The 15573-nt window shown below is 42.0% G+C and carries 18 protein-coding genes; 1 reads left to right on the top strand and 17 read right to left on the bottom strand.

Annotation, left to right across the window (positions count from 1 at the left end):
- Positions 1-9 precede the first annotated feature (9 nt).
- From cbiQ to QOS01_RS02750, 17 genes are read right to left on the bottom strand one after another with little or no spacing between them, the layout of a single operon-like run.
- Positions 10-687, bottom strand: a complete 678-nt coding sequence (gene cbiQ / locus QOS01_RS02830) for a cobalt ECF transporter T component CbiQ (protein ID WP_222258386.1) — start codon at positions 685-687, stop codon at positions 10-12.
- Positions 688-710: 23 nt separating this feature from the next.
- Positions 711-1025, bottom strand: coding sequence for an energy-coupling factor ABC transporter substrate-binding protein (locus QOS01_RS02825; RefSeq protein WP_222258385.1), 315 nt, complete (start codon positions 1023-1025; stop codon positions 711-713).
- Entirely contained in the window at positions 1022-1765 is a 744-nt protein-coding gene (locus tag QOS01_RS02820; protein ID WP_222258384.1) for an energy-coupling factor ABC transporter permease, read from the bottom strand. The genes QOS01_RS02825 and QOS01_RS02820 overlap by 4 nt, the downstream gene beginning before the upstream one ends.
- Before the next feature lie 2 nt (positions 1766-1767).
- The gene (locus QOS01_RS02815) at positions 1768-2466 is read right to left on the bottom strand and encodes a cobalt-factor II C(20)-methyltransferase (protein WP_283621019.1); all 699 of its coding nucleotides are present in this window, start codon (positions 2464-2466) and stop codon (positions 1768-1770) included.
- Positions 2467-2481: 15 nt separating this feature from the next.
- The gene (locus QOS01_RS02810) at positions 2482-3249 is read right to left on the bottom strand and encodes a sirohydrochlorin cobaltochelatase (protein WP_222258382.1); all 768 of its coding nucleotides are present in this window, start codon (positions 3247-3249) and stop codon (positions 2482-2484) included.
- Positions 3242-4639, bottom strand: coding sequence for a uroporphyrinogen-III C-methyltransferase (gene cobA / locus QOS01_RS02805; RefSeq protein WP_283621018.1), 1398 nt, complete (start codon positions 4637-4639; stop codon positions 3242-3244). The genes QOS01_RS02810 and cobA overlap by 8 nt, the downstream gene beginning before the upstream one ends.
- Positions 4629-5387, bottom strand: coding sequence for a precorrin-6A reductase (gene cobK, locus QOS01_RS02800; protein WP_283621017.1), 759 nt, complete (start codon positions 5385-5387; stop codon positions 4629-4631). The genes cobA and cobK overlap by 11 nt, the downstream gene beginning before the upstream one ends.
- Positions 5384-6109, bottom strand: a complete 726-nt coding sequence (cobJ, locus tag QOS01_RS02795) for a precorrin-3B C(17)-methyltransferase (protein WP_222258379.1) — start codon at positions 6107-6109, stop codon at positions 5384-5386. Before cobJ ends, cobK begins: the two co-directional genes overlap by 4 nt.
- Before the next feature lie 11 nt (positions 6110-6120).
- Entirely contained in the window at positions 6121-7176 is a 1056-nt protein-coding gene (locus QOS01_RS02790) for a cobalt-precorrin 5A hydrolase (protein ID WP_283621016.1), read from the bottom strand.
- A gap of 3 nt (positions 7177-7179) precedes the next feature.
- On the bottom strand, positions 7180-7941 hold the full coding sequence (locus tag QOS01_RS02785) for a cobalt-precorrin-4 methyltransferase (protein WP_283621015.1): 762 nt from the start codon (positions 7939-7941) through the stop codon (positions 7180-7182).
- A gap of 15 nt (positions 7942-7956) precedes the next feature.
- The gene (locus tag QOS01_RS02780; RefSeq protein ID WP_222258376.1) at positions 7957-8511 is read right to left on the bottom strand and encodes a decarboxylating cobalt-precorrin-6B (C(15))-methyltransferase; all 555 of its coding nucleotides are present in this window, start codon (positions 8509-8511) and stop codon (positions 7957-7959) included.
- Complete coding sequence (locus QOS01_RS02775) at positions 8504-9106, bottom strand: cobalt-precorrin-7 (C(5))-methyltransferase (RefSeq protein WP_283621087.1); 603 nt, start codon at positions 9104-9106, stop codon at positions 8504-8506. The genes QOS01_RS02780 and QOS01_RS02775 overlap by 8 nt, the downstream gene beginning before the upstream one ends.
- A complete protein-coding gene (cbiD, locus tag QOS01_RS02770) occupies positions 9103-10254 on the bottom strand; it encodes a cobalt-precorrin-5B (C(1))-methyltransferase CbiD (protein WP_283621014.1) in 1152 nt (383 codons plus the stop codon). Before cbiD ends, QOS01_RS02775 begins: the two co-directional genes overlap by 4 nt.
- Entirely contained in the window at positions 10235-10921 is a 687-nt protein-coding gene (locus tag QOS01_RS02765) for a cobalt-precorrin-8 methylmutase (RefSeq protein ID WP_222258374.1), read from the bottom strand. Before QOS01_RS02765 ends, cbiD begins: the two co-directional genes overlap by 20 nt.
- Positions 10922-10925: 4 nt before the next feature.
- A complete protein-coding gene (gene cbiB / locus QOS01_RS02760) occupies positions 10926-11888 on the bottom strand; it encodes an adenosylcobinamide-phosphate synthase CbiB (protein WP_283621013.1) in 963 nt (320 codons plus the stop codon).
- Positions 11885-13249 (bottom strand): cobyrinate a,c-diamide synthase, encoded by a 1365-nt coding sequence (locus QOS01_RS02755; RefSeq protein ID WP_222258372.1) that lies wholly within the window; start codon positions 13247-13249, stop codon positions 11885-11887. The genes cbiB and QOS01_RS02755 overlap by 4 nt, the downstream gene beginning before the upstream one ends.
- Complete coding sequence (locus QOS01_RS02750) at positions 13249-14337, bottom strand: pyridoxal phosphate-dependent aminotransferase (RefSeq protein ID WP_222258371.1); 1089 nt, start codon at positions 14335-14337, stop codon at positions 13249-13251. The genes QOS01_RS02755 and QOS01_RS02750 overlap by 1 nt, the downstream gene beginning before the upstream one ends.
- A gap of 351 nt (positions 14338-14688) precedes the next feature.
- On the opposite strand from QOS01_RS02750, the gene QOS01_RS02745 reads away from it, so the two are divergent.
- Positions 14689-15255 carry a cob(I)yrinic acid a,c-diamide adenosyltransferase gene (locus QOS01_RS02745; protein ID WP_222258370.1) on the top strand — a complete coding sequence of 189 codons (567 nt, stop codon included), beginning with the start codon at positions 14689-14691 and terminating at the stop codon, positions 15253-15255.
- Positions 15256-15573: the final 318 nt, after the last annotated feature.

The following is a 15573-nucleotide window of genomic DNA, read 5'->3' as shown; positions in this document are numbered from 1 at the left end:
CACTCCCTCCTAGATATAAAACTCGCCATTATATAGCTTGGCATCCAACGCCTTTGTCATCATTTCATAATTCACAATTACCTGTTCGAACAGCATCTTTGTAAGAATTCCAGATGAATGAATCATGAGGCCAAATGTATCATAACCAAAACGTAATTTCTGCGCCCGATGAATTTGTTCGAAGGCATCAATAAAAATAAATATGAACCGGTACATCAGCATCGTGACTTCAATCATTACCCGTGGCAAGTGGGTAGCTTTTAACACCTGCAAGATCTGAATGAAGGGCGTTGTTAGTGCAAACCAATAGGTACAAACAATCGCCGTCATACACTGTAGAGCCATTCGGCTAGCCTGTGGTATCATCACTCGTGCCATTCCTAAGTACACATTGCCAATTTTAATCGGCCAAATTATTGACCCCCTGTTTCCAGAAATAGTTACAACAATCCCAATAATACTCAACAAAACAAACGGAATAATAGCATAAAACCAACTGATATAACGTTTAAGTGAAACTTTCGTCAAATAAACTGTTGCTGCTGCTACCAGGACAAGGGTAGCTGCTTTTAACCACTGCAAAGGTTGAAAAGCCAGGGCAATCCCAAGTAGCCACAATAACGCTTTTAATTTTGGTGACCAGGTGACGATTCGGTTCTCATACGCGTATTTATCAATACTTAACACTAATTGTCACCTCTCTATTAAACCTATTTTGGTACTTTTTCCGTCTTTTCTTTCTCTTCAAGGGCCTTTTTCTTACCATGCGCAGCGCCAATGAAATAACAAATAATTCCCGTACCAAGTGACCCCTGGACGGTAAAAAGTAGGCTCTCGATTTCACCCGACGGCGGTGTCCAGATAGGCTTTGCCCATACCTTGTAGCTTGGGTCAAACTTTTTAATCTGTTCTGTCCCCTGGTCATCACTACCACCATACTGGCCTTTAACAAAAATAAACGGAATTAGAACAAGGAGGATTACACAAATTAGTAAAGTAATATTAGTCTTCGTCCGTTTCTTCATTGCAATGCTGACTCCTTCCAAAGATCATTACTAATTACTAAGTTATATACAATAACTGTTAGTAGCCCTTCAGCAATGGCTAATGGGATTTGAGTGACTGCATAGATTACTAAAAACTTAATCAGCGCTGCCCCAACGCCACCGTTAGGATCAGGAAAAACAACTGCTAATTGAAAAGCTGTTGTCACATAGGTTGACCAGTCAGCAAACATCGCGCAAAGGAAAAGGGATATCGACCGACTAATCTTCATTACCCGGCACAGTTTCCAAACTACAAAGCCAATAATTGGCCCAACAATTGTCATTGAGAATTCATTTGCTCCTAATGTCGTCAATCCACCATGAGCAAGAAGCAGTGCTTGGAACAAAAGAACAATTACCCCTAATACAGACATTACGCCTGGTCCAAACATAACAGTACCAAGGCCAACACCAGTAGGGTGAGAGCAGGAACCGGTGACTGAAGGGAGCTTTAGTGATGAAAGTACAAACACAAACGCCCCACATAGTGCCAGCATAACTTTGGCATTGGGCACATCAGAATTAACAATCTTGTACAGCCGGTAAAGCCCATAAATAAAAAACGGGGCCGAAACAGCGAACCAGAAGATACACCACTTTGGCGGGAGCATCCCTTCCATAATATGCATTGCGTGGGCAGTCACCGGATAAGCGCTTGCATACCCAAAGCCAATCATCAGGAACATTAAAAACTTACGATATTTTTTTATCCATTCCATTGTTAATTTTCTTTCTTCTTTAATAAAGCTGTTGTAAAGTACGGTAATTTATCGTTAGCTGAATAGTCAGCTAATCGCTTTATATGCTGTTCTGCCATTGACGCATTTTCGACAACGACTGTCTTTTCAAGCAGGCCCCTTTTCTGAAGGATTTGGTAAACAGTCTTAAAATTAGTAGCAATTTTCATAATTACCACGTTATCGTTCAGGTCAATTACCTGGGTAAGTTTTTCTTTCTCAGCAGTTGCCGGAATGACTTCCAATGATTCTTCATCAAGCATTAGGGGGAGAGACAAGCTTGCCGCAATTTGACTAAAAGCGGAGACCCCAGCAATTGTTTGGACGTTAATCTCCTCTTTCAGCATATTAGCAATATAGCTAAATGTGCTATAGACAGAGGGATCACCAAGTGTCAGAAAGCCAACATTTTGGCCGTTTTGAACATCAGCCTTAATTTCATCAGCAATTTTTCGCCAGCACGTTACCTTAGCTGACCAGTCGTTTACCATCGGAAAGTGACGGCGCTTAATTACTAAATCAGCTGTTAGGTATGGGGAGGCAATTCTTTCGGCAACACTTTTACTACTCCTATGTGCTTGTGGAGTGTATAAGACATCAAGCTGTTTGATTGTGTCAACCGCTTTGACCGTTAGCAGCTTACTATCACCCGGTCCGACACCAATTCCATAAAAACTAGCCATCAGTTTTCCCCTCCTTTAAATTAATTTACTTAGTTTTTCAATAAATAACTGTTGAATTTCTGGATACTCTCCCAATCCTTTAAGACGTGGCTGAGCATCAATGTTGTTAGCATCAACAATACTCTTCCACGAGTGCGGGTTATCAGAGGCCATATCATTATGGGCATGATTACCAGCGACCATCATCAATGGCTGTAAATAAACTTTTTTTATTTGAGCATGTTTGAGGCGGGTAAGTTCATCGGTAATGTCAGGGTAGCTTTCAACTGCCCCAACATAGCTTTTTGTTCCCGCTAACATATGGTCCAAACAGGCGTACGTAGTAAATGAACTATGCGCTGTCCCGTGTCCCATCCATAAGATTGCTTCCCCCGCTGGCAGAGAAGCACTTTGTTTTTCCATAAAGTGAGTAAGCATTTGGAAATCGTCAAATGTATCTAAAAGCGGTTGACTTAGCTTAAGCTTTTTAAATTTACTCTGGTAGGTATTAACAACCTGTTTTAACTGTCCATACTCAATTCCTGGAATGATATGGAAGGATTGAACAATCACTTCCCCGTATCCCTGGTTGCTAAGCCTGTCCAGTGCCGTTGCCGGGTCATCAAATACCTGCCCCTCATTTTTGGCAACCCGTGCGCGCACAATCCGGGAAGTAAACGCACGGAAAACATCATAAGCAGGAAAGGCCTTTTTTAACGCCCTTTCCGTTGCTCCAATTGTTTTTTCCCGAGTCTTTGGAAAAGTGGTTCCAAAACTGACTGCTAAAATTGCTTTTTTAGTCACGCCCAAATTCCTCCTCTATCCTTTTGACTGTCTCGTCAATACTTGGTTGACACTCAATTACCTTTTGAAAGGTTAGCTGGTTAGCAACTTGGGAAATTTTGGGTCCCATTACGAACGCCTTAATTGTCATCAACTGGTGTTCTTGTTTAGGCGTTAGCAATTGGGCAAAGTCAGCTAAACTATCCATACTTGGAAAAATAACTGCGTTAAACTCCCCCAATTCAAATGGCAGTGAATCACATCGACTAACCTTTTGGTAAAGACTAAGGAAAGTCCCAGCACTTGTCTGTGGTTTTTCGCCACCAACTTCGACATAGTCAGCAGGTAGATTAACGTCAGGCAACGTCCCATCAGCAATTAGCCCTATAGTTCGTAAATGATGGGCAACGGCATGGTTTAGGGCAACGATTGTCTTTCCAGCTAAGGTCCGTAAGTCGCTACCATTAGCAGTCAGGATAGTAATTAACCGGTGCGCTGCTGCAACACTATCAATAACAATTAATTTAGCATTTTCCACGGCCGAAATATTAACCTCCTGTGGCACTTTAACCGCACGCTGGTAGAAATCAGCAGTTGCCCCGCGATCGACAAGCTGATTAAATAACCTATGCTGCTTACTATACGGGAGCAAAACATGCAATCCTTGTAGCGGACGGTGAATATTCAGCTGTTTGCTTAAAGTAACCACCTCGCCAACAACAATCAAAGCCGGTGAAGAAAGCTGGTGCTCTTTAACTAATTCGTTAATATTCGTTAAATCCCCGATAACCATTTTTTGCCGCCATTGTGTTGCCCACTGAATAATCGCTACTGGAGTTTTCTTATCCTTGCCATGCTTTATCAGCGCCGTACAAATCTTGGGCAGCTGGGCCATCCCCATTAAAAAGACAATAGTTCCTTCTTGTTGGGCAATATTTTCCCAGTCTAGCTGCTTTTGACCGTTTTTTTTATGGTGTCCAGTGATGACATGGAAACTAGAAGCAAAGTCACGGTGGGTGATTGGAATACCAACTGCCGCTAAACCTGCGATCGCACTAGTAATTCCAGGTATCACTTCAAAGTCTACCCCTTCTTGTTCCAAGACTTGAGCTTCTTCACCACCCCGCCCAAAGACATAGGGATCGCCGGCTTTAAGTCGAACAACTTTTTTACCTACTCTGGCATAATTGACTAGCAATTGGTTAATTCGTGTCTGCTTAACCTTATGATGTTGGGGAAGCTTACCGACATCAACCAATTTCACTTGACTATTAGTGAATGCTAATAAGGAGGGGTCGACTAGGCGGTCATACAAAACTACATCTGCTTCAGCTAACCGCCGTTTCCCAATCAAGGTTAATAATTCTGGATCTCCTGGACCTGCACCCAGAAGTGTTACTCTACCATTCATTGTGTTCCTCCAAATATGCTTGCAGCTCATCAATCTTTTCAACTTTCTGCGGATAGTTTAAGTGAGGCCGACGAATAATAACGCAGGGAATTCCTAACTGTTGGCAAGCCGCGATTTTTTCTTGAATGCCACCCTGTCGACCACTTTCTTTAGTTACTACGACTTTTGCTGTTGCGTGCTTGAACAATGCAACGTTTAAATCAGTGGAAAAAGGGCCTTGAATTGCATCGATTTGAGCGGCAACAAAGCCTGCCGACGTCAGTTTTTCCATTACCCGTGTCGTTGGTAAGGCACGGATATGTAACTGCTTAACTCCTAGCCTTGCTGCGTAATCAGGAGCTGTTTTACTACCTGTTGAAAGATAAATTACGCCTTCAAGATGTTTTAAATACCGGCAAGCTTCCTCAAGCGAATCAACCATCTTCAGTGAAGCGTCAGCACGATAAATATTTTGGCGTTCAAAACGTAGATAAGGGATACCCAGTTTGGCGGCTTCGTTAATTGCCAACTGTGAAATAACTCGGGCAAAAGGATGAGTAGCGTCAATGATGAAGTTAACTTGGTGGGCAAGACAGAACTGCGTAAAATTTGCTTCTGTAAAGGTTACTTTAACCACCCGTTTTGCATGCGCACTCGCTAATTCGACCCCGTAGTCGCTAACGACAGAAACGATAAAGGACAACCTATTTTTTGCTAAACAATCTGCAACTGCGAGACTTTCGCTGGTTCCACCTAGCAGTAAAATCATAGCGTGTACCCTCGCGGAGTAATCATCCGGCCGTCTTGAACGTAAGTATTCTTATTACCAACAATTACGATTGATGTCATATTAATTTCTGTTTCATCTAAGTCTTTAATTGTTGTCACCTTATCAATTTCCTTAGGCCGGGCAACATCTTTACCGACTCCGACAACGGTATCGGGTGATTTATACTTTAAGATAATATCCAAGGCTTTCCGCAGGTGATGGGGACGACCTTTACTGCGAGGGTTATACAAACAGATAACAAAGTCAGCCTTGGCGGCAGCATCTATTCGCTTAGTAATCACATCCCACGGGGTCATCAGGTCACTTAAACTGATATGGCAAAAATCATTCATTAATGGTGCACCAAGGTGGGCTGCAGCAGCGATACTTGCCGTTACACCAGGGATTACTTTGACATCAATATGTTGGTCCATCTTACCCGCTAGTTCGAGGATTAAACCTGCCATTCCGTAGATTCCGGCATCCCCACTTGAAATGATGGCAACGTCTTTACCGCTAGCCGCAATTTCAAGAGCCTTTTTACAGCGGTCAATTTCACCACGCATCCCTGTTACAACAAGCTCTTTTCCCTCAAGCATGTCTTCAATTAAGTGAATATATGTAACGTATCCGACAATTGTATGGGTATTTTCGATTACTTGACGTGCTTCTTCTGTCATTAACTCTTTGGATCCTGGTCCAAGTCCAACTATGTATAACATTTGCTTTCCTCCTAGATTTCATGTCGCCGGCTTAATGCCATCGTAATTTCATGATTTGCGTATCGTTCAGTTACTACCCGTTCACCACTGGCAAAATCAGCTGCTGCACACGCAACATTACCTACACCAACAGTTTTCAAAACAAATAGTGAGCTTGGATAGTGCTTACTGGCCGGGAATAGCTGTCTTGCTGTAAAAAATTCAAGGTCCGCACCAATTGTTTGCGCAATATATTGGATTGCACCTTCCGTTCGTTTAATATCAATTGACACCACTTGACTGATTGAAGACCACAACAAGTCATGTTGCCGGGTAAATTCTTCAAACGCCTGTTGCATCATTTCGTTAGTAATATCCTTTCGGCAGCCAATGCCAAGAACATTAACCCGGGGAATAATTTGAATTGCCTCTGGAATCTTCGTAAAGTTTCCCCGATCGGAAACAATTACTAAAGGTACCCCCTCCTGATGAGTGGTAATTTCATTAAGGACCGTAAAGCCGCTTAATGAATTAACATACCGTTTTAAATACGGTTCAATATACAATTCAACCGGTTTATTTTCCGCCAACAAACGGTTTAAAGCCTTAGTATTTTCTTTAAAGTTGGGGTACCAACCATTTAGTTGTTTTGCTAAAACGTCTATCGCCTGAACGTGTTCTGTATCAGTTGCCGTCGTAATTACCGGATCTGCACCGGTTAATTTAGCAATTAGCCCCGCCCATTCGTTCGCTCCGCCGACGTGACCCGATAATAGGCTAATAACATGGTTGGCCTGTTCATCCATTACAATAACTGCTGGATCAACGGTCTTATCAACAATTATTCCGGCTAGAGAACGGACAACAATCCCGGTAGCCATTATGCAAACAACACAATCGTATTCCTTAAATAAGTGATGAATAGCTGCTGTAAAGTCACCTTTACAATAATAATTCTCCGTTTCTCGTGCCAGCCGTTGGGGTAAGTACAGGCTGACTTGGCGTTGATTACTTTGAAGTTGCGTCAATAGCTGTCGCGCAGTATGAGCACCACTGCTTGTTAACGCAATAATTCCAAATCGCTTCATCCCCTACTTACTCTTCTTTCGAAACATTGTACTAAAGCTGGCATCGTAAAGGTGTGAATAGTTATATTCATCCCCAAGAAACTTTCCAACCATGATTAGGGCGGTCCGCCGAATATCAGCATCGTGGACCTTATTAGCAATATCTGCTAGTGTCCCCCGGACTTCTTTTTCATCCGGCCAGGTTGCCTTGTAGATAACAGCTGCTGGTGTATCAGCTGGGTAGCCACCTTCTTCCAGTTGGGCAACAACTTTCTTAATGCCCTGAACAGAAAGGAAAATCACCATCGAAGTTTGGTGCTGGGCCAGTGATTTTAAAGATTCTTTTTCCGGTACCGGTGTCCGCCCCGCCATCCGAGTAATAATCACACTCTGGGCTACTTCCGGGACTGTGTATTCGACCCCCATACTCGAGGCTGCTCCGAGGAAGGAACTAACTCCAGGAACGCATTGATAATTAATTCCCCGCTTTTTCATCTCTTCAATTTGTTCCCGAATGGAACCATAGATTGAAAAGTCACCAGTTTGTAAACGGACAACTGACTTTCCTGCCTTAACCGCTTCTTCCATTCGATCAACAATATCATCAAGGGTCATCTTGGCGCTATCATATAGTTCGGCCCCATCCTTACAATAGTTAAGTAATTCCTTGTTAATTAATGATCCTGCATAAATAACAACGTCAGCGGCGGCCAATAATTTATACCCCTTTAATGTTATTAGATCCGTCTCACCAGGGCCTGCACCTACAAAACTTACAATTGCCATTTATATCAATCCTTTCTATTTATTTGCACTAACGATGATTGTTGGATTATTGGGTTTAAAGAAATGACCTTTCCCGAGCTGGTGCCAACGAAGAACACCAACCTCAACCATTTCGATATTCTTAAAACCAGCTTTTTCTAGCAGTTTTTCTACTTGCATTGCATTTTCAAATAGGATGAAGTTCAGTACAATCGTTCCCCCTACCGGTAGATGACCACTAGCAAAGTTAATAATCCGGGCCAATTGTGATCCACTACCACCAACAAAAATTGCGTCATATTGTTGATCAGGAATGTCAATTGGAGCAGTTCCTGTGACTAAATTAATATTGGTCAGGTTAAACTTCTTGATATTCTGCTTAATAATGTCAATTCCATCCGGGTTCATTTCAATTGCGGTAACTGCTAATTTCTTAAAATCATGAGCGGCTTGGACACTAACACTTCCTGTACCAGCACCGATATCAAGGAAAGACCTTTTATTTCCTAATCCTAATTTATCAATGCTAATTGCCCGCACCTCTGATTTAGTCATCGGTACCCGGTTCCTTAAAAAGTCTTCATCACGCATTTATAATAATCACCACATTCATTCCATATTCACGACGCTCAACGTTTGATTCATCAAAACGGCTTATCTGTTCATCTGGATAACTCAGGTTTTCACCAACATAGATTATCCGGTGCAGACCACGTTTCTTTATTTCCTGGGAAATTTCATACGGCCCCAATTGTGTATCAGTGACCATGCCCACTTTGTCATGGCGGAGTAAGAAGTCAAAATCAGGTTGACGACCATGACTGCTTGTTAAATAGCAATCGTTCATTGATAAGTGTAGGCAATGGAACATATATTGGATTGAACTAACCCCCGGAATAATTTGAATTTGCTGTTTGGAGAAATTCTTGGTTACCCATGTTCCGATGCCATATAATAGCGGGTCCCCAGATGCTAAGAGTACGATTGACCGCTTCTTATTTTGCACCAAATATTCTTTCAAGGCTGTGAGCCGTGGTAACCTTAATTGCTTTTCTTGAGGGATCCCGGGAAAAAGGGCTAGTTGACGAGGTGATCCAATCACGGTATCCGCCTGCTTAAGGTAAGTTTCTGTCCCCAATAAACATAGCTTACGATCTCCAGGGCCAATTCCTAGAACTGTTATCATTGCCACTCACCTTTAATCTCTTCTATCGGCTTACTAGCAGCCAGAAAGCCACTTTCCCGGGAAAAGATAACTGCATCAACGGTAACATGAGGTTCCCGATGGGCAAGTAGTTTCTCTGCCCGTTGCTTAATCTTATCAACAATTATCTGATATACCCCTTGGTAACCTGCTTCATTAATTAGTTTAATCATGGAGATTGTCGTCAAGCAGCCGTAAATTTGACGGAGAAATTCAGTTGGGACTCCACCCATCAACGCAAGGTTAGCAACCATCACTTCTGCCCGTGCATCCGCATCCTTACTATGAGTAGAGAAAATACCAGCAGAAACTTTAATCATTTTCCCAAGATCCCCAACAATCAATATTTTATTAAACTTAAGACGTTGCACTTCATGGAGAACATAGCCGACAAAGTTACTCATCTGAACAATTTTTGCTTCAGAAATACCAAGTTCATCTTTAGCAAAGTCTTCACCATAATTACCAGGGACAAGGACAAGTGCTTGATCACCGCGTTTACGATGAATGTTCATTTCAATTGAAATCGAATGCTTCCAACTAGATTCGGACATTGGTGTTACAACTCCACTGGTTCCTAAGATTGAAATTCCCCCGACAATTCCTAGTTTAGGGTTATAAGTCAACTTAGCGATCCTTTTACCTTCAGGAACTGAAATAATAATATCTGCTCCCCGGTTGGCACCGAGTTCTTTTCTAGCTGCCTCTTTGATTACCCGACGGGGGGTCGGGTTGATTGCTGGCATTCCCGGCCGATTTGCTAAACCAGCTTTTGTTACACGACCAACCCCTTCCCCACCGTCAAGGTGAATTTCATTGTCCGACCGCAATTCAACCGTTGCAAATATTAGGGCCCCATCCGTTGCATCTTGGTCATCACCACCGTCTTTCTTAATTGCACAGCTAGCCTTACTTTTATCAAAGTTAGTTTGTTCCACACCAAAAATGGCTACTTTACCATTCGCTGCGTGAACCGTTACGGTGTCTTGTGGTTCTTGATTTAGCAGGGTCCTGATTGCTGCAACTGTTGCTGCAGTAGCAGTAGTTCCGGTCGTAAAGCCCTTGCGCAACTTTCGACCATTGTAGTAAACAAAGTTATCCTCAGCGTCATTATTTGGTGTGACGGCCATATTCATCACCCATTTTCTCAATATCCATGTTATACATCACTGCATTAAGAAGAGCCGCTGCTAAATTACTGCCTCCCTTACGACCAAGAGCAACAATCGCTGGAATATCTGATTCATACAACGCTTGCTTACTTTCAGCCGCTTCAACAAAGCCAACGGGAACACCAATAACTGCTGATACCTTTAGTTTCGCGGCTTTAACCATTTCAATAATCTTACAGAGGGCAGTAGGGGCATTACCAACTACAAAAACTTTCGCCGAGGTGCCTTCACTAGCTGCAACTTCAATTGCTGCCATCGAACGCGTAATTCCTTTTTTCTGAGCCATTGCTATTACCCGGGGGTCGCGGATTAGGCAGTGGTAATGCACACCTAGCTTATCCAGGCGGCGTTTATTAATCCCCGACAAAGCCATTGTTGTGTCAGTATAAATAGTTCCCTTATTTTCTAAAACATTCTTTAACTTATTCAAAACACCGTGCGTAAACTTCAAATTCTTTAAATAATCAAAGTCTGCCGTCGTATGGATTGCCCGTTTTATTACGGCCTCTTGAAGGGGGCCGTCAAATTGATAATTAGGATCAATTCGATTGATTTCTTCTTGAATTATCTGAAAACTACGATCTGTTATCTTGTGGGGAATCGTAATATATCCTGCTTTTTCCATTTTTTCACTCCCAAACTATTACTAGTAGACGAATTAATTCAAACGTTATCAATCCAATTACTGATGACATGTATAGCATCGTGATTGTACGCCTTAAATGCCAATTAGCCGCAATTACTAAGTGATCATTACCAATGTACGGTTTCCTTACTAACTGACCAAAGTAGTAATGCGGTCCGCCCAATTGAAGGTGGAGGGCACCCGCCACCACTGCTTCACTAAAGGCGCTATTAGGACTAAGGTGCTTTTCACAATCACGTTCACCGACTGCAATTGCTTCCTTGGTATCGTCATGAAGCAACCAGCTACTGATAATCAGTAATAACCAAGTTATTCGAGCTGGCAAATAGTTAGCAATATCATCGACCTTTGCAGAAAATTCGCCGAACGCTCGATATTTTTCATTGCGGTATCCAATCATTGAATCTAGGGTATTGATTGCTTTGTACATCATTCCTAAAACTGGTCCCCCAATTACGAGATAAAACAAGGGAGCAATCACCCCATCACTAGTATTTTCTGCGACCGTTTCAATGGCTGCCTTAGTAACTTCTTCTGCACTAAGTGAATCGGTATCACGACCAACAATCATCCCAACCTGGTGACGAGCCATTTGCAGATCATTGTTTTGTAAACTTTTCATAATTTTTTCAGCCTCAATTGCTAGCTGTCGCGCTGACAGACATGTATAACACAAGTAGGTGCCAACAGCCATGTAAAGGTAATTATTGATTGCTGCCAACCACATAATGCCAGCAATAATCAGGCCAGCTCCGCCAACTGTAATTAGCCAGGTAAGAACTCCTAATTGCTTCCGACGGCTCGTAGAAAAGGCCGGCTGATTAAACTTTTTTGTCAACCAAGCAATCAGGTGCCCAATCGCTTTAATCGGGTGTGGCCATGAATGTGGGTCACCAAGGAGAAGGTCCAGTCCGAAAGCAAGGGCTACCATAATTACAATTTTCATTGATACTCAGCTCCCAGTCTCTGCAAGAACTTTATAAATAATCGCTGGTCTTGATAAAAGTGAACATGGAGATAGCTTGCAAAAGTTTGTCGTAGTTGATAACCACCGTTCCATGTATCAACGAGCTGGTGGTCACGAATCTTTTTCATTGTCAGGACCGGTCGACACGTATCATCCAGTGGTGCAAAAGTTGAATGATGGAATTCGTGCCCAACTACTTTGCACCCTTTTTCTGCAATCAAAGTATCTTGCCGCGAGGTTGCAATGCAATAGCCGAACTTACGCAACCGGGAAGTCATCTCACTCTTCCCATTAAAAATACCTACCATCGGGTACTGCTGATTGCCCTCTTGTAAAAACTTTCCCAGGTACATTAAGCCACCGCATTCAGCGTAGATTGGCTTATTTTGCTGTGAGAACCTCTTAATTTCCACCCGTAATGAATCATTAGCGGCAAGCTGAGCGGCAAATTCCTCCGGGTAGCCGCCACCAAAGTAAAGAGCATTAACATCGGGCAGATGCTGATCATTCAGCGGGCTAAACGGGACTAATGTTACTCCTGCTTTTTTCAGCAACTTTAGATTATCTGCATAGTAAAAGTTAAAGGCCTCATCCTGAGCAATGCCAAGGCGTAACTTTACGCGCGGAATATTAAATGGATCTGCCTGTTCGGGACCGGTATCCTTTGCTAGGCTGACCAGCTTAGGAAGGTCAACGTGAGTTTTTACCTCCTTAGCAATTAAAGCAATCTTTTTATCAACCCCTGCTAACTCATCATCAGGAACGAGACCCAGCTGACGAGATGGGAGGGCAAGCTTGGGATTATGTGGCAAATAGCCTAAGACAGGCAGGTGTAAATAACGGTTAATCGCACCAGCAACCAATTGATAATGATTTGCGCTCATAACGTTATTGATAATCACCCCACAGATTGGCACATCTGAATCAAAATCCAGAAAGCCTTGTAAGATAGCCGCCGCGGAAGTCGACGTCGCCCGAGCATTAATGACTAGGATTACTGGAATATCAAGCTGCTTAGCAATACTAGCTGTTGAATATGCATCCTTATCCGTCCCGAGGCCATCATAAAGTCCCATTACCCCTTCTACAATTCCTAAGTCAAGGCCATCAGTGCCAGCTGTAAAAAGGTAGCGAAGGGTCTGAGCATCAGGAACAAGGTAATTATCAAGGTTGCGAGCTGGCCGTCCTGTAATCCGTGTATGAAATTTAGTGTCAATATAGTCAGGGCCAACCTTATATGATTGAATCTGGTATTTTTCGTGTAGTGCTTTTAAAATGCCAAGCACGGTGGTGGTTTTCCCAGAGCCACTGGTTACCCCAGCAATTAAAATTTTCTTCATTATTTATCACTACCCACTACTTCTTTTAGTGCCCAAATAAGGTAGGCATTATCCTCCGCACTCTTAACAGCAACCCGGTAGTAGTCACTACCCAGGCCAACATAGTCATCACACTGCCGAATCATAACTAATTTATGCATCATTTGTTCGCGTAAGTTTGGACAATCAATCTTAAAGAGGAAGAAATTTGTCATACTTGGAAAGACCTTTATCCCCGTTAACTCCTGCAATTTCTTTTTAAGTATCGGTTGTTGCTCGTTTAACCAAGCATGGGTACGGTTAATGTAGTCCCGGGCTTGAAACATTTTCCGACCAAAAGCATCAGCAAGACCATTAACAGACCAGGTATCTTCCTGAGCATGCAAATTTTTCTTTAATTCTGGATTTTTAGTAATACAGTAACCTAGCCGAAGTCCGGGAATTGCAAAAAACTTAGTTGCTGCACGAATGACATATACATGGTCCTCAGGCTGAAGCGCATTAACAAAACTTAACTGCTGATTAACCGTCAAGTCGATAAAGGATTCATCAAGAATTAGTAAGCGGCGATGTCCATTACAAAAGTCCACTAGCTTTCGCATCTCTGACAGTGAGACCAGTTGACCGGTTGGATTATTAGGGTTAGTAAGACAGATCGTTGTAATTTCTGGATGTTCAACCAGAAAGTTAATCATCGAATCAGTCTTGTAAGCAAAGTTATTTTCCTCTTTTAAAAGGTAGTAATGAACTTTAGTCCCCTGCCGTTTAAATAGTCGTTCATATTCACCGAAAGTTGGCGCTAAAATAAGGGCATTACTTGCCTGTCCAGCACATATGGCTTCATCCAACACTTCTGTTGCCCCATTTCCAACAAAAACATCTCCAGGATTAACAGCGAATTGATTAGCAATCGCTTGCTTTAACGCTGCGTACGTCGGGTCAGGATAAACAGTTGCAATCATCGGACCTTGGGAAAAAATCGTTTGTAGTTCTTGAGGAAAACCAAGGGGATTAATATTCGCACTAAAGTCCCTAATCTCTTCTACTGAACCCCCTAAAGCTTCCGCAACTTTTTCAATATTCCCGCCATGATGAACCTTATTTCTCATGAAATCACCCGCTCATTTCTATACGAAAACGTTTTCTCCATTTATTTATTAAGTTAATACATTCACGTAATGTCGACAATAGCCTTGTAAACAGAAGTAAATATATTACTAGTAATCATTTAGATTCTGCCAAAAAACGCTAATTTTGGCAAAATTCCCTTCAGCTCATGCGAAGAACACAATATTAAGTAGTGATATACTAGTTTAAGCTTCGCCTTTTTACACTAATTCACCTCAAAAATAATAATATTTTTAACTGATGGTGGCTTTATTAAGGGCTAATTAATGAAATTTAGACTTGTCAGATGTATAAATAATGGATAATCTAATTAAGAAACGGAGGTACCAAAAATGAAAATCTACACAAGAAATGGTGACCGCGGTCAAACGAGAATTATCGGCAAAGAAATCTTATATAAATCTGACCCACGCGTTGAGGCATATGGAAGCGTTGATGAACTCAACTCGTGGGTGGGCTATATACGGTCAATTCTTAATCCGAAGACACAGATGCTAGACTCCGAATTAGAAGAAATTCAACAGTTATTATTTGATTGTGGAACTGACCTCGCAACTCCTAAAAATGAGGAACGAAAACAATTTATTTTCGACAGTACCAAACCGGTAAAATGGTTGGAAGAGAAAATTGATAGTTACAACGATCAAGTTGAGCCAGTGAAAAAATTTATTCTTCCTGGTGGAAGTCAAGTTGCTTCTGCACTACACTACGCTCGAACCGTAACCCGAAGGACAGAACGAAATATTGTTGCTTTAAAATTAAAAAAGCCGATTAACGAAGAAGTCCTAATCTTCGTTAATCGCCTTTCTGATTACTTTTTTATTGCTGCTCGGTATACAAATCAGCTTGAGGATCATCAAGAAACACTTTACCGCAACAGTAAAGATGTCTTCCGGTAATATTTAATAAAGTTACAAAATTTTATATATCATTAAGACAGTACATAATCGACCTACCAAATCTTCAATAACACAACAAGCAGTCTCTCTATTAAGATTGAAGTGTTTGCAGGACGCTCTTTTTCAATACATGAAGTTATTGGGTGCTTACATTTATAAAATCACTTGGTCTTAGTTGCCGATTATGCTGCACCCCATTACCGGTATGGTCAAACACTGAAGGCCTATCTGTACTTGCAGGGGAGGCTGGGAAAAAACTCTCAGTCCAAAATGAAAGCCGGACGATGAATCAAATCTTGGTTCATCGTCCGGCTTCTT

It is taken from the genome of Limosilactobacillus avium (assembly GCF_947381485.1).
Classification (GTDB): Bacteria; Bacillota; Bacilli; order Lactobacillales; family Lactobacillaceae; genus Limosilactobacillus; species Limosilactobacillus avium.
Note: the sequence above shows the minus strand (reverse complement) of the source record. Positions and strands in the feature narration are given on the sequence as shown.

Bases quoted from the DNA above. Each gene is read 5' to 3' on its own strand.
- QOS01_RS02750 (WP_222258371.1), bottom strand. From the start codon at position 14,337: ATGAGAAATAAGGTTCATCATGGCGGGAATATTGAAAAAGTTGCGGAA.
- QOS01_RS02825 (WP_222258385.1), bottom strand. From the start codon at position 1,025: ATGAAGAAACGGACGAAGACTAATATTACTTTACTAATTTGTGTAATC.
- QOS01_RS02820 (WP_222258384.1), bottom strand. From the start codon at position 1,765: ATGGAATGGATAAAAAAATATCGTAAGTTTTTAATGTTCCTGATGATT.
- cbiB (WP_283621013.1), bottom strand. From the start codon at position 11,888: ATGAAAATTGTAATTATGGTAGCCCTTGCTTTCGGACTGGACCTTCTC.
- QOS01_RS02745 (WP_222258370.1), top strand. From the start codon at position 14,689: ATGAAAATCTACACAAGAAATGGTGACCGCGGTCAAACGAGAATTATC.
- QOS01_RS02780 (WP_222258376.1), bottom strand. From the start codon at position 8,511: ATGCGTGATGAAGACTTTTTAAGGAACCGGGTACCGATGACTAAATCA.
- QOS01_RS02815 (WP_283621019.1), bottom strand. From the start codon at position 2,466: ATGGCTAGTTTTTATGGAATTGGTGTCGGACCGGGTGATAGTAAGCTG.
- cobJ (WP_222258379.1), bottom strand. From the start codon at position 6,109: ATGTTATACATAGTTGGACTTGGACCAGGATCCAAAGAGTTAATGACA.
- QOS01_RS02785 (WP_283621015.1), bottom strand. From the start codon at position 7,941: ATGGCAATTGTAAGTTTTGTAGGTGCAGGCCCTGGTGAGACGGATCTA.
- QOS01_RS02790 (WP_283621016.1), bottom strand. From the start codon at position 7,176: ATGAAGCGATTTGGAATTATTGCGTTAACAAGCAGTGGTGCTCATACT.
- cobK (WP_283621017.1), bottom strand. From the start codon at position 5,387: ATGATTTTACTGCTAGGTGGAACCAGCGAAAGTCTCGCAGTTGCAGAT.
- QOS01_RS02765 (WP_222258374.1), bottom strand. From the start codon at position 10,921: ATGGAAAAAGCAGGATATATTACGATTCCCCACAAGATAACAGATCGT.
- cobA (WP_283621018.1), bottom strand. From the start codon at position 4,639: ATGAATGGTAGAGTAACACTTCTGGGTGCAGGTCCAGGAGATCCAGAA.
- QOS01_RS02755 (WP_222258372.1), bottom strand. From the start codon at position 13,249: ATGAAGAAAATTTTAATTGCTGGGGTAACCAGTGGCTCTGGGAAAACC.
- cbiD (WP_283621014.1), bottom strand. From the start codon at position 10,254: ATGGCCGTCACACCAAATAATGACGCTGAGGATAACTTTGTTTACTAC.
- QOS01_RS02775 (WP_283621087.1), bottom strand. From the start codon at position 9,106: ATGATAACAGTTCTAGGAATTGGCCCTGGAGATCGTAAGCTATGTTTA.